The organism is Azospirillum sp. OGB3, assembly GCF_014192915.1.
Taxonomy (GTDB): Bacteria; Pseudomonadota; Alphaproteobacteria; order Azospirillales; family Azospirillaceae; genus Azospirillum.
In genome coordinates this window covers 252,942-279,057 of sequence record NZ_JACHYN010000008.1, presented here as the reverse complement: position 1 = coordinate 279,057, position 26,116 = coordinate 252,942, and the positions used below count along the sequence as shown (strand labels likewise).

The following is a 26,116-nucleotide window of genomic DNA, read 5'->3' as shown; positions in this document are numbered from 1 at the left end:
ATCGCCGGGTGGGTCTTGTAGCGCTGGAACTCCTCGAAGGGCGACAGGTGCGGGTTCTCGTAGTCGAGCCCGACCACGAAGCCGACCGACACCAGATTGCCCTCCATGTGGTAGAGCCAGGAGCCGCCGTAGGTCTTGGGGTCCATCGGCCAACCGATGGTGTGGACGATCAGGCCGGGCTGGGATTTCTCCGGCGCCACCTCCCACAGCTCCTTGATGCCGATGCCGTAGGTCTGGGGATCGGCGTCGCGGCGCAGGTCGAAGCGCTCGAACAGCGTCTTGGTCAGCGAGCCGCGGCAGCCCTCGGCGAAGATGGTCTGCCGGGCGTGCAGCTCCATGCCCGGGGTGTAGTTGGCGGTCTTCCCGCCGTCCTTGCCGATGCCCATGTCGCCGGTGGCGACCCCCTTGACCGCGCCCGCGTCGTCGTAGAGCACCTCGGCGGCGGCGAAGCCGGGGTAGATCTCGACACCCAGCTCCTCGGCCTGCCCGGCCATCCAGCGGGCGAGGTTGCCGAGGGAGATGATGTAGTTGCCGTGATTGTGCATCTGCGGCGGGGCGAAGGGCGACTTCAGCGCCTTGGTTTCGGTGAGGAAGAGGAAGCGGTCCTCGCGCGCCGGGGTGGTGAGCGGCGCGCCCTTCTCCTTCCAGTCGGGGATCAGCTCGTCGAGCGCGTGCGGCTCGAACACCGCGCCGGAGAGCAGGTGGGCGCCGACCTCCGAGCCCTTCTCGACGACGCAGACCGACAGCTCCTGCCCCGCCTCGTTGGCGAGCTGTTTCAGGCGGATGGCCGCGCTCAGGCCCGACGGGCCGGCTCCGACGACAAGGACGTCGTACTCCATCACCTCGCGCGGGTCGCGAGCCATCTCGTCAGCCATTTCTTCTTCTTTCCTTGTTTCGTGCGAACAAACTCAGTGCGACAACAGAACGGGAAGGGTCATCTGGCGCAGGATCTGGCGGGTGTTGCTGCCCCGCCCGAACAGCGGGAACAGCGAGCCGCCATAGCCGCCGAAGCCGCCCATCACCAGAAGGTCGGCGCCATGGTCCGAGGCGCGTGACAGCACGGCGTCCATCGGCGTCATGCCGGTGATGGTCATGCGTTCCGGTGTGGCCTTCACGCCATGGCTCGCCAGATGCTCCAGGATATCGACCTGTGGGACGGCGCCGCTCCCCTCCGCCCGCGGCTGGGTGTGGAAGGCGAGCAGGAGCACCGAACTCGCCTGCTTCAGCAGCGGCAGCGCGTCGTTTACGGCGCGGGCGGCCTCGCGGCTGCCGTTCCAGGCGATGACCGGACGGTCGGCGAGCTGCGGATAGCTGCCGGCGTGGGGCACGACCAGGATCGGGCGCCCGGCGTTCAGCACCACCTCCTCAAGGAGATCGGCCGGAACGCGGCTGTCCTCCGGATCGTGCTGGCCGAACACGGCGAGGTCCGCGTAGCGCGAGCAGATCACCGTCTCGGCGATGACATGGCCGTATTCGCCGTGGCTGAGCTGCCACCAGCGCGTGGTCACGCCGGCCTCGCGGGCCTTCTCCTCGAACATGTCCCGCGCCCGCTGCGCCGCCTGGGTCAGCGCCGGGCCGGCCTTGCGCGTGACGATGCCGGCGCCGGAGCTGTCGCTCTGCGCGAACAGGCCGGTCAGTGCGGCGCCATGCTTCTGCGCCAGGGTCAGGGCGACGCTCAGCCGCTCCCCGCAGCGGTCGCTGTCGTCCACATGCACCAGCAGGTTCGTGAAGCTCATGGCGCCCTTCCCTTCCCTCGTTCCCGTGTTTTACGCACATCCCCGCGCGCGGGCGACCTTCGAGGCGGTCGGACGGCCGATGGCATCGCTGATATAAGCGCCAGCCGCCACCAGCCGGTCGAGATCCACCCCCGTCCCGACGCCCAGTCCGTTCAGCATGTAGAGCACGTCCTCGCTCGCCACGTTGCCGGACGCCCCCTTGGCGTAGGGGCAGCCACCCAGCCCGGCGACGGAGCTGTCCACCACCGCCACACCCATCTCCAGCGTCGCCAGGATGTTGGCGAGCGCCTGGCCGTAGGTGTCGTGGAAATGCACCGCCAAACGATCCATCGGCACGCGCTCCGCCACCGCCGCGATCATCGCCTGGGCCTTGGCCGGCGTGCCGGTGCCGATGGTGTCGCCGAGCGAGACCTCGTAGCAGCCCATATCGAGCAGCCGGCCGGCCACCTCGGCCACCGCCGCCGGGGCGATCTCCCCCTCGTAGGGGCAGCCGAGCACGCAGGAGACGTAGCCGCGCACCGGCACACCCCGGGCCTTCGCCTGCTCCAGCACCGGGACGAAGCGGTCCAGGCTCTCGGCGATGGAGCAGTTGATGTTCGTCCGGCTGAAGCTCTCCGACGCGGCGGCGAACACCGCCACCTCGTCGGCGCGGGCGGCGAGCGCGCCCTCCAGCCCCTTGGCGTTCGGGGTGAGCGCGACATAGCGCACCCCCTCCTTGCGGCGGATGCCGGCGAAGACGTCCGGCGTGTCGGCCATCTGTGGGACCCATTTGGGCGACACGAAGCTGCCGGCCTCGATGGCGATCAGCCCGGCATCGGTCAGCCGGTCGACCAGACCGATCTTCACCGCCGTCGGGACGATCTGCTTCTCGTTCTGGAGGCCGTCGCGCGGTCCGACCTCAACCATGCGGACGCTTTTCGGCAGGCGCATGCTCATCCCTCCGCCACGTCGAGGACCAGCAGGTCCACGCCTTCGGACACCTGATCGCCCGCCGCGAAGTTGACGGCGCTGACCGTGCCGGCGGCGGGGGCCTTGATGGTGTGCTCCATCTTCATCGCTTCCAGCAGCATCAGCGGTGCGCCCGCCTCCACCGTCTGGCCCGGCTCGACCAGCACGCGGACGACGGTGCCCGGCATCGGCGCGGTGAGGCGGCCGGACCCGCCCTCCTGCTCCGCCGCGCGGGCGGTCGGGTCGTCGAGATGCAGGCGCCACACCGCCCCGTCTGACAGGATGGTCAGGTCCAGACCCTGACAGATCACCGTGGCGCGGGTGCGCACCGCGTCGATGGTGGCGGTCAGCGTCTCGCCGTCCAGAGTGACCCGCTCGGCCCGGATGGCCGGGCGGCCCTCCACCTCGATCTCGTAGCCGTCGGGGCGGAAATGCAGGGTCAGGGCGCGCGGCGTGTCGCCATCCATCAGGCGCAAGTCGTGGTGGTTGTCGTCGTTGAGGCGCCAGCCGCTGGCCGACAGCCAGGGCGACCAGGGGTCCGACGCGGCGCGGCGGGCCTTGCGGGCGTCGGCGTTGCGGCGGAGCAGAACGCTGAGCGCCGCGATGGCCAGCCCGCGATCCGGCACCGGGGCCGGAGGGGGCAGCAGGTCGGCGCGGTGCCGCTCGATGAAGCCGGTGTCGATCTCCACCGCGCGGAAGGCCGGATGACCGGCGATGGCGCCGAGGAAGGCCACGTTGGTCGTCACCCCGACCACCTCGTAGGCGGCGAGCGCCACGCGCAGGCGGCGCAGGGCGGCGTCGCGGTCCTCGTCCCAGACGATCAGCTTGGCGATCATCGGGTCGTAGAACATGGTGACCTCGTCGCCCTCGCGGACACCGGTGTCGACGCGGACATGGTCGTTCTCGGCGGGCGGGCGCAGGCGGACCAGCTTGCCGATGGCCGGCAGGAACTCGCGCTGCGGGTCCTCCGCGTAGAGGCGCGCCTCGAAGGCGTGGCCGCGGCGGGTGAGCTGGTCCTGCATCAGCGGCAGCGTGCCGCCGGCGGCGACGCGCAACTGCCACTCCACGAGGTCCTGGCCGGTGATCTTCTCGGTCACCGGATGCTCGACCTGGAGGCGGGTGTTCATCTCGATGAAGTAGAAGCCGCCGTCCTCGTAGAGGAATTCCACCGTGCCGGCGCCGACGTAGTTCACCGCCTTGGCGGCGGCCACCGCGGCCTCGCCCATGCGGCGGCGCAGGTCGTCGGGCAGCGCCGGGGCCGGGGCCTCTTCGATCACCTTCTGGTGGCGGCGCTGGATGGAGCAGTCGCGCTCGAACAGATAGACGCCGTTGCCGTGGGTGTCGCAGAAGACCTGGATCTCCACATGGCGCGGGCGGCCCAGATACTTCTCCAGAAGCACGCTGTCGTCGCCGAAGGCGGCCTTGGCCTCGCGCTTGGCGCCGGCCACCGCGTCGGCGAACTCGCCCGCGGCGCGGACCACGCGCATGCCCTTGCCGCCGCCGCCCGCCGACGCTTTGACCAGCACCGGGTAGCCGATGCGCTCGGCCTCCGCGCTCAGCGTCTCCAGATCCTGGGCCTCGCCGTGGAAGCCGGGGACCAGCGGCACGTCGGCCTGGGACATCACGCGCTTGGATTCCGCCTTGGAGCCCATGACGCGGATGGCCTCGATCGGCGGGCCGATGAAAACCACGCCGGCCTCGGCGCAGGCCGCCGCGAAGCCGGCGTTCTCCGACAGGAAGCCGTAGCCGGGATGGATGGCCTGGGCGCCCGTGCGCTTTGCGACCTCAAGGATCGCGTCGCCGCGCAGGTAGCTCTCGCCGACCGGCGCCGGGCCGATGCAGACGGCCTCGTCGGCCATCTCCACATGCATGGCGCGGGCGTCGGCTTCCGAGTACACGGCGACGGTGCGGATGCCCATGCGGCGGGCGGTGCGGATGATGCGGCAGGCGATCTCGCCACGGTTCGCGATCAGAATTTTGTCGAACATGCCTGTCTCAACCATGGGCCTCAGCTCCGCCACGCCGGTTCGCGTTTCTCCAGGAAGGCGCCGACGCCCTCCCTCCCCTCGTCGCTCGCGCGCTGGCGGGCGATGCGCTCCGCTGTGCCGCGGACCAGCGCGTCGTCCAGCGGGCGGCGCGCCACGGCGCGGATCAACTCCTTCGCCGCGGTCTGCGAGGCCGGTCCGCAGTGCAGCAGGTTGCGCACCATCACCTCGACCGCGGCGTCCAGTTCCGCCGCCGGAACGGTCTGGTGCAGCAGGCCGAGCCCCAGCGCCTCGGCGGCGGAGAAGCGCTCCGCCGTCAGGAAATAGCGGCGGCAGGCGCGCTCGCCCATCGCGGCCACCACATAGGGGCTGATGACCGCGGGGATCAGGCCAAGCCGCACCTCGGTCAGGGCGAAGCTGGCGGTCTCGGCGGCTATGGCGACGTCGCAGGCGGCGACCAGCCCCACCCCGCCGCCGAAGGCCGGACCCTGCACCACGGCGACGGTCGGCTTCGGGCATTCGTCCAGCGTGCGCAGCATGGTGGCGAGGCCCATGGCGTCTTGGACGTTCTCGTCGTGGCTGTAGCCCGCCATCTTCTTCATCCATCCGAGGTCGGCCCCGGCGGAGAAGCTCTTGCCCGCACCGCGCAGCAGGATGACGCGGACGTCCGGATTCGACCCCAGGCTGAGGAAGGCGTCGGTCAGATCGGCGATGACCCGCTCGTTGAAGGCGTTGTGCACCTCCGCCCGGTTCATGGTGACGGCGGCCACGCCGCTGGCGGCGATGTCGATCAGAATGTCGCTCATGCTCGTCGTCCCTCCGCTCACATCCGGAACACGCCGAAGGTGGTCTTCTCGACCGGGGCGTTCAGCGACGCCGACAGGCCGAGGCCGAGCACCATGCGCGTGTCCGCCGGGTCGATGATGCCGTCGTCCCACAATCGGGCGGAGGCGTAGTAGGGATGGCCCTGGTCTTCGTACTGCTGGCGGATCGGGGCCTTGAACGCCTCCTCCTCCTCCGGCGCCCAGGTCCTGCCCTGGGATTCCATGGCGTCGCGCCGGACCTGGGCGAGCACGCCCGCCGCCTGCTCCCCGCCCATCACGGAGATGCGCGAGTTCGGCCACATCCAGAGGAAGCGCGGGCTGTAGGCGCGCCCGCACATGCCGTAGTTGCCCGCACCATAGCTGCCGCCGATGATGACGGTGAATTTCGGCACTTTGGCGCAGGCGACGGCGGTGACCAGCTTCGCGCCGTCCTTGGCGATGCCGCCCGCCTCGTACTTCCGCCCGACCATGAAGCCGGTGATGTTCTGCAGGAAGACCAGCGGAATGCCGCGCTGGCAGCACAGCTCGACGAAATGCGCGCCCTTCAGGGCGGACTCGCTGAACAGGATGCCGTTGTTGGCGATGATGCCGACCGGGTAGCCGAAGATGTGGGCGAAGCCGCAGACCAGCGTCGTGCCGTAGAGCGGCTTGAACTCGTCCAGCACCGAGCCGTCGACCACGCGGGCGATGACCTCGCGCACGTCGAAGGGCTTGCGCGGGTCGCTGGGGATCACGCCGTAGAGTTCGCGCGGGTCGTAGGCCGGCTCCTGCGGCTCGCGCAGGTCCATGTCGATGCGCTTGCTGCGGTTCAGGTTCGACACGACCTTGCGCGCCATGGCGAGCGCGTGGGCGTCGTTCATCGCGTAATGGTCGGTCACGCCGGAGGTGCGGGAATGCACGTCGGCCCCGCCGAGGTCTTCCGCCGACACCACCTCGCCGGTCGCCGCCTTCACCAGCGGAGGGCCGCCGAGGAAGATGGTGCCCTGGTTGCGCACGATGATCGCCTCGTCCGACATGGCGGGCACATAGGCGCCACCGGCCGTGCAGCTTCCCATCACCACCGCGATCTGCGGGATGCCCTGGGCCGACATGTTGGCCTGGTTGAAGAAGATGCGCCCGAAATGGTCGCGGTCGGGAAACACCTCGTCCTGGTTCGGCAGGTTGGCGCCGCCCGAATCGACCAGATAGATGCAGGGCAGGTTGTTCTGCTGGGCGACTTCCTGGGCGCGCAGGTGCTTCTTCACCGTCAGGGGGAAGTAGGTGCCTCCCTTCACCGTGGCGTCGTTGACGACCACCATGCATTCCTGCCCGGCCACGCTGCCGATGCCGGTGATGATGCCCGCCGCCGGGATATCGTCGTCATAGACGCCGTAGGCGGCCATCTGCGACAGCTCCAGGAAGGGCGAACCCACGTCGAGGAGCTGGCGGATGCGCTCCCGCGGCAGCAGCTTGCCGCGGGAGAGGTGCTTGTCGCGGGCCTTTGCTCCGCCGCCCTGCTTGATGGCACCCACCTTCTCGCGCAGGTCGGCGACCAGGGCGGACATGGCGTCGGCGTTCGTCTGGAACTCGGCGGAGCGCGGGTTCAGGGCGCTCTTCAGGACGGTCATGGCCGTCGTCCTCCCGTCTCTTCTTGTTCTACTGCATCAGGGCGCGGCTGATGACCAGCCGCTGGATGTCGCTCGTGCCCTCATAGATCTGGCAGACGCGCACGTCTCTATAAATGCGCTCCACCGGGAAATCGTTCAGGTAGCCGTAGCCGCCATGGATCTGGATGGCGTCGGAGCAGACGCGCTCGGCGATCTCCGAGGCGAACAGCTTCGCCATGGCCGCCTCCTTCAGGCAGGGCTCGCCGGCGTCGCGGAGACTCGCGGCGTGCAGGACGAGCTGGCGCGCGGCCTCCACCTTCGTCGCCATGTCGGCCAACCGGAAGGCCACCGCCTGATGCTGGATGATCGGCACGCCCATGCTCTGCCGCTCCTGGGCGTAGCGCGTGGCGTGGTCGAGCGCGGAGCGCGCCATGCCCACCGACTGCGAGGCGATGCCGATGCGTCCACCCTCCAGGTTGGCGAGCGCCACCCGGTAGCCGCCGCCCTCCGCGCCCAGCATCAGGTCGGCGGAGATGCGGCAGTCCTCCAGCACGATCTGGCAGGTGTCGGAACAGCTCTGGCCGAGCTTCTCCTCCACCCGCGCGACCTGGAAGCCGGGGGTGTCGGTCGGCACGATGAAGGCGGTGATGCCCTTCTTGCCGGCGTCGGGGTCGCTGACCGCGAAGACGATGGCGACGTCGGCGTTCTTGCCCGAGGTGATGAACTGCTTGGTGCCGTTGAGGACCCAGTGATTGCCGTCGCGGCGGGCGCGGGTCTTGATGGCGGCGGCGTCGGAGCCCGCCTGCGGCTCGGTCAGGCAGAAGCAGCCGAGCTGCTCGCCGCGGGCCATCGGCTTCAGGAAGCGCTCCTTCTGCTCGGCGCTACCGAACTTCAGGATCGGCATGCAACCGACGGAGTTGTGCACGCTCATGATGGTGGAAATGGCGCCGTCGCCCGCCGCGATTTCCTCGATGGCGAGCGCGTAGGCGATGTGGTCGGTGCCGGCCCCGTCGAACTCCTCCGGCACCAGCATGCCCATCAGGCCGAGCCGGCCCATCTCGGCCAGCTCCTCCTTGGGGAAGGCGCCGGTGCGGTCGCGCTCGGCGGCGGTGGGCGCCAGCCGCTCCGCCGCGAAGTCCCGCGCCATGTCGCGCACCATCCGCTGCTCTTCCGTCAGCCGCATTGCTTTCCCTCCCGAATTTGCATTGCCCCCACCCCGGCCCTCCCCCGCTGGGCGGGGGAGGGTTAGGGTGGGGGCAACACTCCGCCCTTACACCAACTCCACCGCCACCGCCGTGGCCTCGCCGCCGCCGATGCACAGCGAGGCGACGCCGCGCTTCAGCCCGTTCTTCTCCAGCGCCGCCAGCAGCGTGACGAGGATGCGCGCCCCCGACGCGCCGATCGGATGGCCGAGCGCGCAGGCGCCGCCATGCACGTTGATCCTGTCATGCGGGATGTCGAGTTCGCGCATCGCCGCCATGGCGACCACCGCGAAGGCCTCGTTCAGCTCGTAGAGGTCCACGTCCTTGGCCGACCAGCCGGCGCGCTCCAGCACCTTGTTGATCGCGCCCACGGGTGCGGTGGTGAACCAGGCCGGGGCCTGGGCGTGGTTGGCGTGGGCCTTGATCTCCGCCAGGATCGGCAGGCCCAGCTTCTCCGCGTTCGACCGTGTGGTCAGCACCAGAGCCGCCGCGCCGTCGGAGATGGAGGAGGCGTTGGCCGCCGTCACCGTGCCGTCCTTGGCGAAGGCGGGCTTCAGCGTCGGGATCTTGCCCGGGTCGGCCTTCAGCGGCTGCTCGTCCCTCTCCACCACCGTGTCGCCCTTGCGGCCCTTGACCGTGACCGGGGTGATCTCCTTGACGAAGCTGCCGTCCTCGGTCGCGCGGCGGGCGCGGTTCAGGCTCTCGATGGCGTAGTTGTCCTGCGCCTCGCGGGTGAACTGGTAGTGGGTGGCGCATTCCTCCGCGAAGGTGCCCATCAGGCGCCCGCGGTCGTAGGCGTCCTCCAGCCCGTCGAGGAACATGTGGTCGAGCACGCGGCCATGGCCCATGCGATAGCCGCCGCGGGCGCGGTCCAGCAGGTAGGGGGCGTTGGACATGCTCTCCATGCCGCCGGCCACCATGATCTCCGCCGAGCCGGCCTTGATCAGGTCGGTGGCGAGCATCACCGCCTTCATGCCCGACCCGCAGACCTTGGAGATGGTCGTGCAGCCCGCAGCCTCCGGGATGCCGGCGCCGAGCGACGCCTGACGGGCCGGCGCCTGCCCCAGCCCGGCGGGCAGGACGTTGCCCATGAACACCTCGTCCACGGCCTCCGGCTTCACCCCGGCGCGCTCCAGCGCGGCCTTGATGGCGGCGGAACCGAGCTGCGGCGCGGTCAAGCCCTGCAAGTCGCCCTGGAATCCACCCATCGGGGTGCGGGCGGCGCCCGCAATCACAACGGTATCGGTCATGACGCTCTTTCCTTCCCTTCCGGCCATACGGCGTTTTCTTTACGCCGTTTCCTTGAACAGCTCGCGCCCGATCAGCATGCGGCGGATCTCGCTGGTGCCGGCGCCGATCTCGTAGAGCTTGGCGTCGCGCAGCAGGCGGCCCGTCGGGAACTCGTTGATGTAGCCATTGCCGCCCAGAGTCTGAATGGCCTCCAGCGCCATCCAGGTGGCCTTTTCAGCGGCGAAGAGGATCGCCCCGGCGGCGTCCTTGCGGGCCGTCTCGCCGCGGTCGCAGGCCTTGGCGACGGCGTACACGTAAGCCTTGGCGGCGTTCATGATCGTGTACATGTCGGCCAGCTTGCCCTGCATGAGCTGGAACTCGCCGATCGGCTGGCCGAACTGCTTGCGGTCGTGCAGGTAGGGGACCACCACGTCCATGCAGGCCTGCATGATGCCGAGCGGCCCCCCGGCGAGCACCGCGCGCTCGTAGTCGAGGCCCGACATCAGCACGTTCACGCCGCGCCCAACGCCGCCCAGGATGTTCTCCTCCGGCACCTCGCAGTCCTCGAACACCAGCTCGCCGGTGTTGGAGCCGCGCATGCCCAGCTTGTCGAGCTTCTGCGCGACGGAAAAGCCCTTGAAGGATTTCTCGATGAGGAAGGCGGTGATGCCGCGCGGGCCGGCGTTGACGTCGGTCTTGGCGTAGACCACCAGCGTGTCGGCGTCCGGCCCGTTGGTGATCCACATCTTCGTGCCGTTCAGCACATAGCGGTCGCCCTTCTTCTCGGCGCGCAGCTTCATCGACACCACGTCGGACCCGGCGTTCGGCTCCGACATGGCGAGCGCGCCGATGTGCTCGCCGGAGATCAACTTAGGCAGGTAGCGGCTCTTCTGCTCCGCCGTGCCGTTCTTGCGGATCTGGTTGACGCAGAGGTTGGAGTGCGCGCCGTAGCTGAGGCCGACCGAGGCCGAGGCGCGGGAGATTTCCTCCATCGCCACGACATGCTCCAGGTACCCCATGCCGGCGCCGCCGTATTCCTCCTCCGCCGTGATGCCGAGCACGCCGAGGTCGCCGAACTTCCGCCACAGCTCGTTCGGGAACTCGTTGGTCCGGTCGATCTCGGCGGCGCGGGGCGCGATCTCGTCAGCGGCGAAGCTGCGCACGGTGTCGCGCAGCATGTCCGCGGATTCGCCGAGGTCGAAGTTCAGGGTCGGATACTGGTTCGACAGCATGGTGTTGGCGCTCCCCCCGGAGGTCTGTTCTTCGTTCCCGCCATACGGCGACGTATGGAGCCGTACGGTAGCGTATGGAAATGGGCGTGGCAAGACTTCTTAGCCCTCTCCCCTCCGGGGAGAGGGTGGCCCGCAAGGCCGGTGAGGGGGTTGCGCATGGCGGGCGTTCGGCAAAAGCGCAACCCCCTCACCCTAACCCTCTCCCCAGAGGGGAGAGGGAACAGAAAGTCCGCTCACTTCATGTTGATGATGATCGTCTTCTTGTGGGTGAAGTGCTCCAGCATCGCTTCCAGCGAGGCTTCCTTGCCCAGCCCCGATGACTTCACGCCGCCGTAGGACAGGTTCGGCTGCACGACCAGATTCTGGTTCACCTGGACGAACCCGGCCTCCAGCCGATGCACCGCATCCATCGCCACCCTCAGGTCACGGGTCCAGATGGTCGCGGCGAGGCCGTATTCGGTGTCGTTGGCCTGGGCGATGACCTCTTCGTAGTCGGTCCAGCGGATGACGCAGCACACCGGCCCGAAGATTTCCTCCTGCGCGATGCGGTCGCTGTTCTTCACGCCGGTGAAGATGTGCGGCTGCACGTACAGGCCCTTGGTCAGCTTCGGATCGGACGGCATCGCCGAGCAGACATGCGGCGTCGCCCCGCCCTCCTTGCCGATGGCGATGTAGCTCTGCACCCGGTCGAGCTGCTGGGGCGAGACGATGGTGCCGATGTCGGTCGACTCGTCCAGCGGGTCGCCCATCTTCATGGCGTTCACTTTCTCCTTCAGCTTCTCCACGAAGGCGTCGTGGATGCTGTCATGGACGAAGATGCGCGACGACGCGGTGCAGCTCTGACCCTGGCGGGTGAAGCGCATGCCGGCGATGGCGCCCGCGATGGCCTGATCCAGGTCGGCGTCGCCGCAGACGATCATCGGGCTCTTGCCGCCCAGTTCCAGCGTCACCGGAATCAACTTCTCGGCGGCGGTCTTGTAGACGATCTTGCCGGTCTCGACCGAGCCGGTGAAGGTGACCTTCTTCACGTCCTTGTGCGCCACCAGCGGGGCGCCGCACTCCGGACCGTAGCCCGACAGGATGTTCACCACCCCGGCCGGAATCACCGTGTTGATGAGCTGCACGACGCGCAGCACGGCGAGCGGAGCCTCCTCGGCCGACTTCACCACCACGGCGTTGCCCGCCACCATCGCCGGGGCGATCTTCAGCGCCATCAGAAGCAGCGGGACGTTCCACGGGATGATCGCCCCGACCACGCCCACCGGCTCGCGCACCGTCATGGTCAGCATGGACGGGTTGAAAGGCACCGTCTCGCCCTTCAGCTCCGGTGCCAGACCGCCGAAGAAGACGAAGGCGTCGGACAGAACGCCGGCCTCGACGCGCGATTCGGTGCGCAGCGCCTTGCCGGTTTCCAGCGCGATCAGCTTGGCGATTTCCTCCTTGTGGGCGTCCAGCACGCGCCCGCATTCGGCGACCAGCTTGCCGCGCTCGCGCACCGGGCGCTTGGCCCATTCCTTCTGCGCGGCCACCGCGGCGGCCACCGCGGCGTCGACGTCCGCCGCCTCGCCGAAGGCGGCCTCGGCCACCGTCTCCCCGGTCGCCGGGTTCACGACGGGGAAGCCCTTGCCGGAGGAGGCCGGGCGGAACGCGCCGCCGAAGAAATGCTTGCCCGACAGCTCCCTGGCGAGCGCGAAGGGGTCGAGCTGGAGGTCGGTGCTGACGCTCATGGCGAAAAGGTCCTCGTGTGTATCGGGTCGGTTATCGTTGTTTTCGGGTCTCGTCGGCGCTCAGGCGCGGGCGTCTTCGATGACCTTGCCGTCGTTGGGCAGGCTGCCGGGGGCCGCGAACTCCACGACACCCTTCAATTTGGTGACGGCGGCCAGAGTTTCACGCACCGAAGCCGCCAAAGCCTCGCCGGACTCGGGCGACTCGCAGCGCAGGGTCATGGTGTCGTTGGCGTCCTCCCGCCCGACGACGAGGCGGGCCTTGCCGATCTGCGGGTGGCGGCGCAGCACCTCGGCGATCTGCTGCGGGTGGACGAACATGCCCTTGACCTTGGTCGTCTGGTCGGCGCGGCCCATCCAGCCCTTCAGCCGCATGTTGGTGCGCCCGCAGGGGCTTTCGCCGGGCAGCACGGCGGACAGGTCGCCGGTGGCGAAGCGGACCAGCGGATAGGCCTGATTGAAGGTGGTGACGACGACCTCCCCCACCTCGCCCGCCGGCACGGGATCGCCGGTGCCGGGCCGGACGATCTCCACGATCACGCCCTCCTCCACCACCAGCCCGGCGCGGGCCGTCGTCTCATAGGCGACGAGGCCGAGGTCGGCGGTGCCGTAGCTCTGGTAGGCGGCGATGCCGCGCCCCTCGTAATAGGCGCGGGCGTCCGGCAGGAAGGGGCCGCCGGTCAAATGGCCGATCGCGATGGAGGACAGGTCCAGCCCCAGCTCGTCGCCCTTCTCCAGGATGATCTTCAGGAAGTCGGGCGTGCCGATGTAGGCCCGCGGCTTGAGATGGGCGGCCACCTGGGCCTGCATCTCCGTGTTGCCGACGCCGGCGGGGATGACCGCGCATCCCAGCGCGTGCGCGCCCGTCTCGAACATCGAGCCGGCGGGGGTCAGGTGGTAGGCGAAGCAGTTCTGCACGAGGTCGCCGCCGCGGATGCCCGAGGCGTAAAGCGCCCGTGCGGTGCGCCAGGGGTCCGTGCCGTGGGCTTCCGGATCATGGATCGGGCCGGGCGAGGCGAAGACGCGGGCCAGCCGCCCGATGGCGACGGTGGTCATCCCGCCGAAGGGCGGCACCTCCTTCTGCAGCGCGATCAGGTCCGACTTGCGGGTGACCGGCAACGCGGCGAGCGCCGCGCGGTCACCGACGGCGGCGGGGTCCACATCGGCCAGCAGGCGGGTGAAGTAGGGCGCGTTCGCCTTGGCGTGGGCGATCTGTGCCGGCAGCGCCGCGAACAGCTCCGCCTCGCGCCGGTCGGGGGAGCGGGTTTCGAGTTGATCGTAAGTGTCGGACACCGATGCCTCCCGGCTGTTTTTCTTCTTCTCCCCTCTCCCGCCCCGGGAGAGAGGGTGGCCCGAAGGGCCGGGTGAGGGTGCCGCCAATGGTCGGCACCTTTCTTCCTGCAAGACCCTCACCCTTCCCACTTCGTGGGCCCCTTCCCTCTCCCGGGACGGGAGAGGGCAAAAATTCAAATCCAGCGCTTCCGGCGCTTGAAGCTCTTGAGATTCTTGAAGCTCTTGCGCTCTTCGTTGCCGCCGCCGAGGTAGAATTCCTTCACGTCCTCGTTGTTGCGCAGCTCTTCGGCGGTGCCGTCCAGAACGACCTTGCCGTTCTCCATGATGTAGCCGCGCGTCGCGGCCTGGAGCGCCATGCGGGCGTTCTGCTCCACCAGCAGGATGGTGACGCCCAGGTCCTTGTTGATCTGCCGGATGATGCTGAAGACCTCCTTCACCATCAGCGGCGACAGGCCCATGGACGGCTCGTCCATCAGGATCAGCTTCGGCCGCGCCATCATCGCGCGCCCGATGGCCAGCATCTGCTGCTCGCCGCCCGAGAGGTAGCCGGCGAGGCCGGTGCGTTCCTTCAGGCGGGGAAAGTAGTGATAGACCATCTCGATGTCGTCCTTCACGCCGCCGTCGCGGCGGGTGAAGGCGCCGAGGCGCAAATTCTCCTGGCAGGTCATGTCACCGATGATGCGGCGGCCCTCCATCACCTGGAAGATGCCGCGCCGGACGATCTGGTCGGGGTCGATGCCGTTGATGCGCTCGCCCGCGAAGGAGATGTCGCCGCGCGTGACCTCGCCGTCCTCGGTCTTCAGCAGCCCGGAGATGGCCTTGAGCGTCGTCGATTTGCCGGCGCCGTTGGCGCCCAACAGGGCGACGATCTCCCCCTCCGGCACCTCCAGGCTGAGGCCGCGGAGCACCAGGATGACGTCGTTGTAGACGACCTCAATGTTGTTGACGGACAGCAGCGGCGCCTTGGCCGTGCCGGGAACCGGCGCCGGAGCGCTGGCGGGATTGACCGCGGCGGTCGCGGTGGCGGCGTTCATGATGCGGCACCTGATGCAGTGAGACGGGACGGAAGCCCCCGCCGCCGCCCTTTCACGGCGACGGCGGGGGCGGTCCGGCTTACCAGCCCAGCCACTCCGGCTTGCGCGGGACGTCGACGGTGGCGATCTTCTCCAGCTTGATCGTGCCGGCCCTCACCAGCTCGTCCACCGAGCCGCCGGTGTCGCCGGTCACGTTGGCGCGGTACAGGTTGACCTTGTCCATGCCGCGGTGATCGGTCTCGGTCCAGGTGGACGGCACGCAGACGCCCTCCAGGCCCGCCGGCACCCAATCCTTCTTCTGGTACATGCCCTTGCGGATGTTCGGGCCGGTCACGCCGCCGTTCTGCTTCGCCCAGTCCATCGCTTCCTTCATGTAGAAGGCGGAGCAGATGCCCGACACGTAGTGCACCGGACGGTAGGCGGTGCCGGCGGCGTCGGAGACCTTGGAGATCTCCTTGACGATCTTCATGCCCGGCGCGTCGCCGCCCCAGATCGCCGCGGTGCGCACCGGGAAGATCACGCCGTTGGCGGCCGAGCCGGCGGCCTTGGCGGCGTTCTCGTCCATGCCCCAGACGTTGCCCATGAACTGCACCTGGGCGCCGACCGTCTGGCAGGCCTTCAGCACGGAGATGTTCGAGCCCGCCGTGTTGCCGAGATAGGCGTAGTTGGCGCCGGCCTGCTTCAGCGTCAGGCACTGGGCGGTGTAGTCGCCCGGCGTCAGGGCGAACTGCACCGCCGGAAGGACGTCGAAGCCCAACTCCTTGGCGAGCTGCTCGCCGGCTTCCTTCGGGGCGTTCGGGTAGGGGTGGTTGGCGCCCATATGGACGTACTTGGGCTTGCCCGAGCCGCCCTTCGTCTTCCAGTCCTCGGCCGCCCACATCAGCATGGCGCGCAGGCCGTCGGAGTAGGACGGGCCGTAGAAGAAGTTGTAGGGCGCCGGCTTGGAGCCGTGCGGGCCGTTGCCGGTCGGGTCGGTCAGGTGGCCCGAGTAGGAGCCGGAATAGTAGGGGATCTCGTCCTTGCCGACGAAGCCGGTCAGCGCCTCGGTGTCGGCGGTGCCCCAGCCCTGGATGGCCGCGACCTTGCCGCTGCCCGACGACCACTTCTTGTACTGGCTGATGGCGCGCGGCGCCTGATAGCCGTAGTCCACCGTCTCGACGTCCATCGTCGTGCCGCCGACGCCGCCGTTCTTGTTGATGTAGGCGAGCGCGTCGGCGACGCCCTGGCCGAAGGGCACGCCCACGTCCGAGGTGGCGCCGGACTGGTCGGCGAGGTGGCCGACCGGGATCTTCTGGGCGTTGGCGGCCCCGGTGCCGAGCAGGACGACGGCGGCGGACGCCAGCAGGACGGTCTTCATGGTCATGGTGCGTTTTCTCCCAGTCGTTATGTTTTTCAGAAGCCGATGTGCGAGAGGTCAGTGCGAGAAGGGATACAGTTTCCAGTAGGCCTTGATCTGCTTCCAGCGGTGGGCCAGCCCGTCCGGCTCGAAGACCAGGAACAGGATGATCACCAGGCCGATGGCCATTTCGCGCAGGAAGGCGATGGCCTCCCTCAGGTTCAGCGCAGCGTCGATGGCGGTGCCGGACAGCGCCGTGGTGATGGCCTGCATCACCTCGGGCAGCAGCACCATGAAGGCGGTGCCCATCAGCGACCCCATGATCGAGCCCAGGCCCCCGATGATGATCATGCCGAGGAACTGGATCGAGAAGAGGATCGTGAAGCCCTCCACCGACACGAACTGCAGGTAGTGGGCGTAGAGCGCGCCGCCGATGCCGGCGTAGAAGGACGAGATGCCAAAGGACATCGTGCGGTACTTGGTCAGGTTGATGCCCATGATCTCCGCGGAGAGATAATGGTCACGCACCGCCACCAGCGCCCGCCCGTCGCGCGACCGCATCAGGTTGGTCGCCAGGATGTACATGACGACCACATAGACCAGCACGACGTAGAAGAAGCTCTCGTCGGTGTCGAAGGCGTAGCCGAACAGGGTGAACGGTTCCGCGATGGTGCCGGCGGTGCCGCCGGTGAACCAGTCGGCGCGCGAGAAGAAGTCCTGGAGGATGTACTGCGCCGCCAGGGTGGCGATGGCGAGGTACAGGCCCTTCAGCCTCGCCGCCGGGATGCCGAACAGCATGCCGACCCCGGTGGTCATCACGCCGGCCAGCGGGATGGCGAGCGCCACCGGGATTCCGAAGCTGTTCGACAGCCACGCCGAGGAGAAGGCGCCGAAGCCGAAGAAGGCGGCGTGCCCGATGGAGATCTGGCCGGTGAAGCCGACCAGGATGTTCAGCCCCAGCGCCGCGATGCCGAGATAGCCGATCTGGATGCACAGGTTCAGCCAGTAGCGGTCCATGAAGGCCGGGCAGAGCAGCAGCAGCGCCACGCCCAGGATCGCGAAGTTGCGGCTGGTCTTGGTCGGGAAGATGGTCGTGTCGGCGGCGTACCGGGTCTTGAAGTCGCCGCTGGGGATGAGACTGATGTTCGCCATGGTTGCGGCCGCTCCTTACACGCGCTCGATGTCCTTGGTGCCGAAGAGGCCGTAGGGCTTGATCATCAGGATGACGATCAGGACGTAGAAGGGGGCGATCTCGTACATGTTGCCCCAGTTCAGCCACTGGCTGTCCAAGTAGTGCGCGAGATTCTCCAGCACGCCGACGATCAGGCCGCCCAGCACCGCCCCGGCCACGCTGTCCAGCCCGCCGAGGATGACCGCTGGGAAGACCTTGATGCCGAAGAAGGAGAGCGCGGAGGACACGCCGTTGACGACGCCGACCGTGACGCCGGCCACCGCCGACACCATGGCGGAGATCGCCCAGCTCATCGCGAACATATGGCGGACGGAGATGCCCAGCGACTGCGCCACCTGCTGGTCGAAGGCGGTCGCCCGCATCGCCAGACCCATCCGCGAGTATTTGAAGAACCAGCCGAAGCCCGCCATGATCAGCAGCGAGATGACCAGGCTCATCACATAGACGGTCTGCACGTCCAGCCCGAGGATGTTCACGGTCGGGCTGGCGAAGATGGTCGGGAACGGCTTGGCGAAGACGCCGAACATCCACTTCATCAGGGCCTGGAAGAAGATCGACAGGCCGATGGTGACCATGATGACGGAGATGATCGGCTCGCCGATCATCGGCCGCAGCACGACGACCTGAAGCACGATGCCGAAGACCAGCATGAAGGCCAGCGTAATCGGGAAGCCAATCCAGAAGGGCAGTTGCCAGGAGGTCAGCAGCCACCAGCAGGTCCAGGCGCCGATCAGCAGGAACTCGCCCTGGGCGAAGTTCACGATGCGGCTGGCCTTGTAGATCAGCACGAAGGACATCGCCACGACGCCGTACAGCGCGCCGACGATCAGTCCGTTGACGAGAAGCTGGAAGAACAGGGTCATGGCGTGGCCTCGTTCTCGATCCCCTCTCCCGTCCCGGGAGAGGGTGGCCCGCAGGGCCGGGTGAGGGTGCATCCAAGGATCGAGCGCCGGCCCGTTGCCGGCACCCTCACCCTTCCCACGCCGGGGGCGTGGGCCCCTTCCCTCTCCCGGGACGGGAGAGGGGTGTGAAAGCGCGTCATCCTCACCCCCCTCATGCCGCGGCCTGCGCCGGCTTCTTGGCCGGTGCGGGCAGCAGGTCGACCACCTTCAGCACGGTGCGGATGCGCTGCTTGGTGCCGTCCTGGAAGGTGATGGTGGTGTCCACGTCGATGGCCGGCTGGCCCGCGTAGATGGAGTCGATGATCTCGCCGTATTTCTCGGCGATCACGCCGCGGCGCACCTTGCGGGTGCGGGTCAGCTCGCCGTCGTCGGCGTCCAGCTCCTTGTAGAGCAGCAGGAACTTGGTGATGCGCTGAAACTCCGGCAGCGTCGCGTTCACCCGCTCCACCTCCTGGCGCAGCAGCTCGTAGACCTCCGGCTTGGACGCCAGATCGGAATAGGTGGTGAAGGCGATGCGGTTCTTCTCCGCCCACTTCGACACGATGGGGAAACGGATGCAGATGATCGCCGACAGGTAGGGCCGCTTGTTGCCGAGGATCACCGCCTCGGCCACGTAAGGGCTGAACTTCAGCTTGTTCTCGATGTATTGCGGGCTGAAGCGGTCGTTGTTGCTGGTGGTGGCGATGTCCTTGATGCGGTCGATGATGACCAGATGGCCCTTCTTGTCGAAGAAGCCCGCGTCGCCCGTGTGCATCCAGCCGTCGCGCAAGTCCGCCGTGGTCGAGGCCTCGTTGCGGTAGTAGCCGGCGAACATGTTGGGGTGGCTGACCACGATCTCGCCGATGCCGTTCTGGTCGGGCTCGATCACCTTGACCTTCACACCGTCGTCGAAGGGCACGCCCACCGTGTCGAAATCCACGTCGTCCGAGCGGTGCACCGTGTAGGCGCCCATCGTCTCGGTCTGGCCGTAGATCTGGCGCAGCGGCACGCCCAGCGCCTGGAAGAACTTGAAGGTGTCGGGGCCGAGCGCCGCGCCGCCGGTCGCCGCCGACTTCAGGTTGGTGAAGCCCAGGCGGTCTCGCAGCGCTGCGAAGAGAATGCGGTCGGCGACGGCGGAGCGGGTTCCGTTGGCGAGCGCCTCCAGCCCCAGCTTCATGCCGTAGTCGTACATCTTCTGCTTGAAGGGGGAGGCGTCCATCATGCGGGCGCGCACGTCGGCGGCGATCTGCTCCCACAGGCGGGGGGCGAACAGCACGAAGCTCGGCCCGATTTCGCGGAAGTCGTTCATCATCGTCTCGGCTTCCTCGACGAAGTTCACGCGCATCCGCGACACCATGCCCATGCCGACGGCGTAGATCTGCTCCATGATCCAGGACAGCGGCAGCACCGACACATACTCGTCGGTCGGTCCCTTAGGGTCCACCGACAGGTAGCTGGCGACGTGACGGATCAACCGCCCGGCCGGCAGCATCGCCAGCTTCGGGTTCGAGGTGGTGCCCGAGGTGGTGCAGAGCACCGCCACGTCGTCTCCGCGCGTCGCGCCGACCAGCTCCTCGTAGAGGTTCGGCTTCTCGGCGTGCAGCGCGTTGCCCAGCTTCACCAGCTCCGCCGCTTCCATCAGGCGCGGGTCGCTGTATTTGCGCATGCCGCGGGGGTCGGAATAGATGATGTGCTTCAGCGTCGGCAGGCGTTCGCCGAGGTTCAGCAGCTTGTCGACCTGCTCCTCGTCCTCCGCGAAGATGACGTGGACGTCGGCGTAGGTGATGAGGTAGGCGACCTCCTCGTCCATGGCGTCGCGGTAGATGCCCAGGCTCATGGCGCCCATGGCGTGGGCGGAGATTTCCCCCATCACCCAGTCGGGCCGGTTGTCGCCAAGCAGGGCCACCACATGGCCACGCTCCACCCCCAGCTTGATGAGGCCGAGCGTGAAGGCGCGCACCCGGGCGTGCACGTCCGCCCAGGTGAACTCGCGCCAGATGCCGAAGTCCTTCTCGCGCATGGCGACGTCGCCGCCATGCTCGCGGGCGTGCAGGGTCAGCAGCTTCGGCAGCGTGTCGTTGACCTTGATATCAGGAAGGGACATCACGCGACCTCCTGCTTGGGCGGCGGGGCCACGGCCTCGTCCTCCTCGTCGTCCTCGCCGAGATAGGCGCGCTTGACGCGCGGGTCGGCCAGAACCTCTTCCGGCGTGCCCTCGGCGATCTTCTTTCCGAACTCCAGGACGATCACGCGGTGGGAGATGTCCATCACGACGCCCATGTCGTGCTCGATCATCACCACCGTCATGCCGAACTCCTCGTTCAGGTCGACGATGTAGCGGGCCATGTCCTCCTTCTCCTCCAGGTTCATGCCCGCCATGGGCTCGTCCAGGAGGATCAGGTCGGGCTTCAGCGCGATGGCGCGGGCCAGTTCCACCCGCTTGCGCAGGCCATAGGAGAGCGTGCCGGCGGTGGCCTTGCGGACATGCTGGATTTCCAGGAAGTCGATGATCTCCTCGACCTCGCGGCGGTGGGCCAGCTCCTCCTTGCGGGCGCCGGTCAGCCAGTAGAGCGACCCGGTGAAGAAGTTGTTCTTCAGCAGGTGGTGCCGGCCGACCATGATGTTGTCGAGCACCGTCATGTGCCCGAACAGCGCCAGATTCTGGAAGGTGCGCCCGATCCCGAGCGAGGCGCGGTGGTTGGGCGTCATGCCCGTGATGTCCTTGCCCTTGAAAAAGACCTTTCCGTCGGTGGGCCGGTAGCGGCCGGAGATGCAGTTGACCATGGAGGTCTTGCCCGCACCGTTCGGACCGATGATGGAGAACAGCTCCCCCTTGCGGATGCTGAAACCGACGTCGGTCAGCGCCTGCACGCCGCCAAAGCGCAAGGACACGCCCCGGGCTTCGAAGATGGTGTCCGATGGGGAGGCCGCGCGGGTGGCGTCGGCCGGATGGGCGTAACCGCGTGGCGATGCGACGGGCGCGCCTGACATTTCCTCCTCCGTTGCTGTGGAACTGCCTTTTTATCGTTCGCTGGATCGTTGGCCTAGCGAACTGGTCCATATTGTGGACCGTCCTTTGTGCAACGTCTGAACTATAGCCTGTGATGCGCACGGTTTTCAACACGGACATTCCGTGTATGCTTGTTTTTTGGAGCGACATCCGGCCGCAAGGTCCATAATATGGACCCCATCATGACCCGGCCCGATTCCGACACCGAAGCCGCCCCCGCCGGCGCGTCCGGCGGCACGCAAAGCCTGGAGCGCGCGTTGGCCCTGCTGCGCGCCGTCGCCTCCCACGGGGCGGAGGGCGCGCGTCTGGCCGACCTGATGGGCGACACCGCCCTGTCCAAGGCGACCGCGCACCGGCTGCTGACCGCGCTGGCGCGGGAACGCTTCATCGACCAGGACCCGCGCAGCCGTCGCTACCACCTGGGGCCGGAGCTGGATTCGCTGGGCCGCATCGCCGCCGCTCGTTATCAGGCCGCCGAAGGCGACAGGCCGTCGCCCGGCCCGGCCACCGTGCAGCCCACCGCCTTCCTGCGCCCCGACTACCAGGGCGAGGCGATCCCGCTCGCCGACCTGCTGTGCGACCGCCACGCCCGGGCCGACGGCGCCCGCGCCGCCCTGCTGCACGAGAGCGTCGCCGGCCAGACGACGGAGCTGAGCTTCGCCCGGCTGGCCCGCGATTCGGCGCGCTTCGCCACGGTGCTGCGCGGCCTTGGCGTCGGGCGCGGCGACCGGGTGGCGGTGTTGCTGCCCAAGGGGGCGGAACTGCTGATCGCCGCGCTGGCGATCTGGCGGTTGGGTGGCGTCTACATGCCGCTGTTCACCACCTACTCCGCCGCCGCGGTCGCCTACCGGCTGGCCGACAGCGAGGCGCGGGCGATCGTCACCACCGGCTTCCTGCGCCGCAAGATTCCGCGCGACAACAGCCGCCCGGTGGTGATGGTGGAGGGTGACGAGGCTTTCGGTCCCGGCGCCGACGCGGTGCCCTTCTGGTCCGCCCTTCATGAATCGGCCCCCTTGCCCGACATCGCCCGCTACGCCGACCGCGACGCCTTCGCGCTGATCTACACCTCCGAGGCGGAGCCGAAACCGCTCGGCGTCTCGCTGCCCGTGATGGCTCTTGCGGGGATCGAGCAGTACATGCGCATCGGCCTCGACCTGCGCGATGACGACATCTATTGGAACATGGCAGACCCCGGCTGGGCCTACGGCGCCTATTACGGGCTGGTCGGGCCGCTGCTGCTCGGGCGCACCACGATCTTCTGCGACGGCCCTTACGACGTGCGGCAGGGCTACCGGATGCTGACGAAGTTCGGCGTCACCAACCTGACCTGCGCGCCCTCGCAGATCCGCGCCTGGCACAGCGCCGACCCGGAAGGCGGTCCGCACAAGCTGGCGCTGCGCATCCTGTCTGTGGTCGGCGAACCGCTGCCGCCGGAACTGATCGGCTGGGCGAACCGGGTGGTCAGCGTCCCCCTGCTCGACCAGTACGGGCAGCGCGAAACCGGCATCTTCATGATGAACCGCTACGACCCCGGCCACGCCGACCGCACCGCCGATTCCTCGCTGGGGCGGCCCCTGCCGGGCTTCCGCGTGGTCATCCTCGACCCGCAGGGCCGCGAGGCGCCGGTCGGCGGCGCGGGCGAGATCGCCATCGACGTGGAGTCCTCGCCGCTCTTCTGGTTTGACGCCTACGCGAACGATCCGGGACGCACCGCCGCCCGCTTCCGCCACGGCCGCCGCTATTACCTGACTGGCGACTGGGCCTTCCTGGACGGCGACGGCAACATCCACTTCCGCGGCCGGGCGTCCGACGCCATCGTCATGCAGCAGGCCGACTGAGGGGCGGCGTTTGCCCCCACCCCGGCCCTCCCCCGCTTCGCAGGGGAGGGAGGAAACAGTCCCCTCCCCTGCGTCAGCGGGGGAGGGTTAGGGTGGGGGCTCCGTGACCGCCCTTACGGCTTCCCGCGCAGCAGATTGACGATGCCGGAGAAGTCCTTGCCGCCGAAGCCGGCGTTGCAGAACAGCGCGTACATCTGCGCCGCCTCACCGCCGAGCGGCAGCGGGCTGCCGGTGCTCTGCCCGGCCTCGACCGCCAGCTTCAGGTCCTTCAGCATCAGCGCGGCGGCGAAGCCCGGCTGGTAGTCGCGGTTGGCCGGCGAGGTCGGGACCGGACCCGGCACCGGGCAATAGCTGGTCAACGACCAGCACTGGCCTGACGACTTCGACGCCACGTCGAACAGCTTCTGCGACTCCAGCCCCAGCTTCTCGGCGAGCGCAAAGGCCTCCGACACGCCGAGCATCGAGATGCCGAGGATCATGTTGTTGCAGATCTTCGCGGCCTGACCGTTGCCCGGCCCGCCGGTGTGCACGATGGCCTTGCCCATCGCCGACAGGATCGGCTCGGCGCGGCGGAAGGCGGTGTCGCTGCCGCCGACCATGAAGGTCAGCGTCGCCGCCTCGGCCCCGCCGACGCCGCCGGACACCGGCGCGTCGACCATGGCGTGGCCCGCCGCCTCCGCCGCCGCAGCGACGGTGCGGGCGCTGTCGACGTCCACGGTGGAGCTGTCGATGAACAGGCTGCCCGGCTTGGCCTTGGCGATGATGCCGTCCGGCGCGGTGTAGACCTCGCGCACATGCTTGCCGGCAGGCAGCATGGTCACGACCACCTCGGCCTCCCCCGCCGCGGCGCCGGGACCGGCGGCGATGGTGGCGCCTGCGTCGCGCGCGGCGGTGCAGGCGGCCTCCGACAGGTCGAAGGCCAGGACGGTGTGGCCGGCCTTCAGCAGGTTGCGCATCATCGGCGCACCCATGTTGCCCAGCCCGATAAAGGCGATCGTCGCCATTGCGTTTCCCCCTCGCTTTATAATGACGCTATCAGCCGCCGGTCAGATGGCGGGCGATGATGACGCGCATGATTTCGTTGGTGCCTTCGAGAATCTGGTGAACCCGCAGGTCGCGGAAAATCCGCTCGATCGGGTATTCCTTGATGTAGCCGTACCCGCCGTGAAGCTGCAGCGCCTCGTTCACCACCTGGAAGCCGGTGTCGGTGGCGAAGCGCTTGGCCATCGCGCAATGGGCCGTCGCCTCCGGCGATCCGGCGTCGAGGCTGGAAGCGGCGCGGTGCAGCATCAGCCGGGCGGCGTCGAGCTCCGTCGCCATGTCGGCCAGCTTGAACTGCAAGGCCTGGAAGGCGTTCAGCGGCTTGCCGAACTGCTTGCGCTCCGTGGTGTAGGCGATGGCCTGCTCCAGGCAGAAGCGCGCCCCGCCGACCGAGCAGGCGGCGATGTTCAGACGCCCGCCGTCGAGCCCCTTCATGGCGATGCGGAAACCCTCCCCTTCCTCGCCGATGCGGTTGGCGACGGGCACGCGGCAGTTCTCGAAGATGACGGCCGACGTCGGCTGGCTCTTCCAGCCCAGCTTGTGCTCCTGCTTGCCGAAGGACAGGCCGGGCGTGCCCTTCTCCACGACGATGCAGGAGATGCCCTTGGGGCCGGGCTCGCCGGTGCGGACCATGCAGACATAAACGTCCGACGTGCCGCCGCCGGAGATGAAGGCCTTCGAGCCGTTCAGCACGTAATGGTCGCCGTCCCGCTCCGCCCGCGTGCGCAGCGAGGCCGCGTCGGACCCCGCCCCCGGCTCGGTCAGGCAATAGCTGGCGAAATGCTCCATGCTCGTCAGCTTCGGCAGGAAGCGGGCGCGCTGCTCCGCGTTGCCGAAGCGGTCGATCATCCAGGAGGCCATGTTGTGGATGGAGATGTAGGCCGCCGTGGACGGGCAGGCTGCCGACAGCTCTTCGAAGATCACCGCCGCGTCCAGCCGCCCGAGTCCGGAGCCGCCGAACTCCTCCCCCACATAGATGCCGGCGAAGCCCAGCGCGGCGGCCTGCCTCAGGGTGTCGACGGGAAAGACGCTGTTCTCATCCCAGTGCGCGGCGTTCGGCGCCATTTCCTGCTGCGCGAAATCGCGCGCCGTGTCGCGGAACGCCTGCTGCTCCTCCGAAAGCGCAAAATCCATGCGCATCCTCCCCAGAACCGCATTGGCCCGGAGTCCAAAACGGGTCTCCGGTTCTCATTGTTGGGAAGAAGGACTATCATGGTGGATACGCGCTGTCCATCTCTTGTATACAAAGACGGGAGCGGCGGAAGGCCGCGGATGAGGAAGGGGACACGCTCGGGATGAGCGACCGGATTGCCGCCAGCAAGACCGCCGATAAGGGTGCCACCCGCGCCGACGAGGTGCGGCTCGCCATCGAGGAGGACATCTTCCTCGGCCGCCTGCGCCCCGGAACGCGGCTGGACGAGGAGAGCCTCGCCCAGCGCTTCAACATCTCCCGCACCCCGATCCGCGAGGCGATCCTCCAGCTCGTCCACGCCGGGCTGGTGGAAAAGCAGCCGCGCCAGGGGGCGGTGGTGGCGCCGCTGAAGCTGCACCGCATGGTGCAGATGTTCGAGGTGATGTCGGAAATCGAGGGGCTGTGCGCCCGCTTCGCCGCCCGCCGCATGTCGGAAGAGGAGAAGCAGGCGCTGAAGCGCCTCCACGACACTTCCAAGGCGCATATGGAGGCACGGGAACTGGACGCCTACTACGCGGTGAACCGCTCCTTCCACGAGGCCGTGCAGGCGGGCAGCCACAACGAGCCGCTGCAGGAAATCGCGCGCAGCCTGTTCGCCCGGCTGGCCCCCTATCGCCGCTACCAGCTCAACCACCCCTACCGCGTCAAGGACAGCTTCAAGGAGCATGACGACGTGGTGGAGGCGATCCTGGCCGGCGACCCGGAGGCCGCCTACGCCGCCATGCGGCGCCACGTGACCATCCAGATCGACATCTTCACCGAGTTCGTGTCCATCATGGGCGGGAACGAAATACAATAGGACGGTCTTCCGTATACAAAGCGGTGGCCGACG

21 protein-coding genes are annotated in these 26,116 nt (G+C 68.2%); 2 read left to right on the top strand and 19 right to left on the bottom strand.

Annotated features, from left to right (window positions below):
- From FHW79_RS18030 to FHW79_RS17950, 17 genes are all read right to left on the bottom strand, one after another.
- Window positions 1-863, bottom strand: an 863-nt coding sequence (locus FHW79_RS18030) for an NAD(P)/FAD-dependent oxidoreductase (RefSeq protein ID WP_183180248.1), incomplete at its 3' end; no start/stop codon positions are given.
- 45 nt (window positions 864-908) lie between these two features.
- Window positions 909-1,736, bottom strand: a complete 828-nt coding sequence (locus FHW79_RS18025; protein WP_183180221.1) for a universal stress protein — start codon at window positions 1,734-1,736, stop codon at window positions 909-911.
- 30 nt (window positions 1,737-1,766) lie between these two features.
- The gene (locus FHW79_RS18020; RefSeq protein WP_183180220.1) at window positions 1,767-2,666 is read right to left on the bottom strand and encodes a hydroxymethylglutaryl-CoA lyase; all 900 of its coding nucleotides are present in this window, start codon (window positions 2,664-2,666) and stop codon (window positions 1,767-1,769) included.
- A gap of 2 nt (window positions 2,667-2,668) precedes the next feature.
- On the bottom strand, window positions 2,669-4,672 hold the full coding sequence (locus FHW79_RS18015) for an acetyl/propionyl/methylcrotonyl-CoA carboxylase subunit alpha (protein ID WP_183180219.1): 2,004 nt from the start codon (window positions 4,670-4,672) through the stop codon (window positions 2,669-2,671).
- A 20-nt stretch (window positions 4,673-4,692) separates the two neighbouring features.
- The gene (locus FHW79_RS18010; protein WP_183180218.1) at window positions 4,693-5,475 is read right to left on the bottom strand and encodes an enoyl-CoA hydratase/isomerase family protein; all 783 of its coding nucleotides are present in this window, start codon (window positions 5,473-5,475) and stop codon (window positions 4,693-4,695) included.
- A 17-nt stretch (window positions 5,476-5,492) separates the two neighbouring features.
- Complete coding sequence (locus tag FHW79_RS18005; RefSeq protein WP_183180217.1) at window positions 5,493-7,100, bottom strand: carboxyl transferase domain-containing protein; 1,608 nt, start codon at window positions 7,098-7,100, stop codon at window positions 5,493-5,495.
- A 28-nt stretch (window positions 7,101-7,128) separates the two neighbouring features.
- Complete coding sequence (locus tag FHW79_RS18000) at window positions 7,129-8,262, bottom strand: acyl-CoA dehydrogenase family protein (RefSeq protein WP_183180216.1); 1,134 nt, start codon at window positions 8,260-8,262, stop codon at window positions 7,129-7,131.
- Window positions 8,263-8,349: 87 nt separating this feature from the next.
- Window positions 8,350-9,531, bottom strand: a complete 1,182-nt coding sequence (locus FHW79_RS17995) for an acetyl-CoA C-acyltransferase (RefSeq protein ID WP_183180215.1) — start codon at window positions 9,529-9,531, stop codon at window positions 8,350-8,352.
- A 39-nt stretch (window positions 9,532-9,570) separates the two neighbouring features.
- On the bottom strand, window positions 9,571-10,743 hold the full coding sequence (locus tag FHW79_RS17990) for an isovaleryl-CoA dehydrogenase (protein WP_183180214.1): 1,173 nt from the start codon (window positions 10,741-10,743) through the stop codon (window positions 9,571-9,573).
- A gap of 233 nt (window positions 10,744-10,976) precedes the next feature.
- Window positions 10,977-12,470 (bottom strand): aldehyde dehydrogenase family protein, encoded by a 1,494-nt coding sequence (locus tag FHW79_RS17985; RefSeq protein ID WP_183180213.1) that lies wholly within the window; start codon window positions 12,468-12,470, stop codon window positions 10,977-10,979.
- A gap of 60 nt (window positions 12,471-12,530) precedes the next feature.
- Window positions 12,531-13,760 carry an AMP-binding protein gene (locus tag FHW79_RS17980; protein WP_183180212.1) on the bottom strand — a complete coding sequence of 410 codons (1,230 nt, stop codon included), beginning with the start codon at window positions 13,758-13,760 and terminating at the stop codon, window positions 12,531-12,533.
- 173 nt (window positions 13,761-13,933) lie between these two features.
- The gene (locus FHW79_RS17975; RefSeq protein ID WP_247884469.1) at window positions 13,934-14,794 is read right to left on the bottom strand and encodes an ABC transporter ATP-binding protein; all 861 of its coding nucleotides are present in this window, start codon (window positions 14,792-14,794) and stop codon (window positions 13,934-13,936) included.
- A 79-nt stretch (window positions 14,795-14,873) separates the two neighbouring features.
- Window positions 14,874-16,157: an ABC transporter substrate-binding protein gene (locus FHW79_RS17970; RefSeq protein WP_183180211.1), complete on the bottom strand. Its 1,284-nt coding sequence runs from the start codon at window positions 16,155-16,157 to the stop codon at window positions 14,874-14,876.
- 51 nt (window positions 16,158-16,208) lie between these two features.
- Window positions 16,209-17,282, bottom strand: a complete 1,074-nt coding sequence (locus tag FHW79_RS17965) for a branched-chain amino acid ABC transporter permease (RefSeq protein ID WP_145673379.1) — start codon at window positions 17,280-17,282, stop codon at window positions 16,209-16,211.
- Window positions 17,283-17,297: 15 nt separating this feature from the next.
- Window positions 17,298-18,185: a branched-chain amino acid ABC transporter permease gene (locus tag FHW79_RS17960; protein WP_183180210.1), complete on the bottom strand. Its 888-nt coding sequence runs from the start codon at window positions 18,183-18,185 to the stop codon at window positions 17,298-17,300.
- A 190-nt stretch (window positions 18,186-18,375) separates the two neighbouring features.
- Window positions 18,376-20,307, bottom strand: coding sequence for a long-chain fatty acid--CoA ligase (locus FHW79_RS17955; protein WP_183180209.1), 1,932 nt, complete (start codon window positions 20,305-20,307; stop codon window positions 18,376-18,378).
- Window positions 20,307-21,194 carry an ABC transporter ATP-binding protein gene (locus tag FHW79_RS17950; protein WP_247884468.1) on the bottom strand — a complete coding sequence of 296 codons (888 nt, stop codon included), beginning with the start codon at window positions 21,192-21,194 and terminating at the stop codon, window positions 20,307-20,309. Before FHW79_RS17950 ends, FHW79_RS17955 begins: the two co-directional genes overlap by 1 nt.
- Before the next feature lie 201 nt (window positions 21,195-21,395).
- On the opposite strand from FHW79_RS17950, the gene FHW79_RS17945 reads away from it, so the two are divergent.
- Complete coding sequence (locus tag FHW79_RS17945) at window positions 21,396-23,051, top strand: AMP-binding protein (RefSeq protein WP_183180208.1); 1,656 nt, start codon at window positions 21,396-21,398, stop codon at window positions 23,049-23,051.
- Window positions 23,052-23,164: 113 nt separating this feature from the next.
- Here the strand turns inward: FHW79_RS17945 and mmsB are convergent, their stop codons facing one another.
- Both mmsB and FHW79_RS17935 read right to left on the bottom strand, forming a co-directional pair.
- Complete coding sequence (mmsB, locus tag FHW79_RS17940) at window positions 23,165-24,055, bottom strand: 3-hydroxyisobutyrate dehydrogenase (protein WP_183180207.1); 891 nt, start codon at window positions 24,053-24,055, stop codon at window positions 23,165-23,167.
- 31 nt (window positions 24,056-24,086) lie between these two features.
- Window positions 24,087-25,226 (bottom strand): isobutyryl-CoA dehydrogenase, encoded by a 1,140-nt coding sequence (locus tag FHW79_RS17935; RefSeq protein ID WP_183180206.1) that lies wholly within the window; start codon window positions 25,224-25,226, stop codon window positions 24,087-24,089.
- 161 nt (window positions 25,227-25,387) lie between these two features.
- On the opposite strand from FHW79_RS17935, the gene FHW79_RS17930 reads away from it, so the two are divergent.
- Window positions 25,388-26,083: a GntR family transcriptional regulator gene (locus FHW79_RS17930; protein WP_183180205.1), complete on the top strand. Its 696-nt coding sequence runs from the start codon at window positions 25,388-25,390 to the stop codon at window positions 26,081-26,083.
- Window positions 26,084-26,116 lie beyond the last annotated feature (33 nt).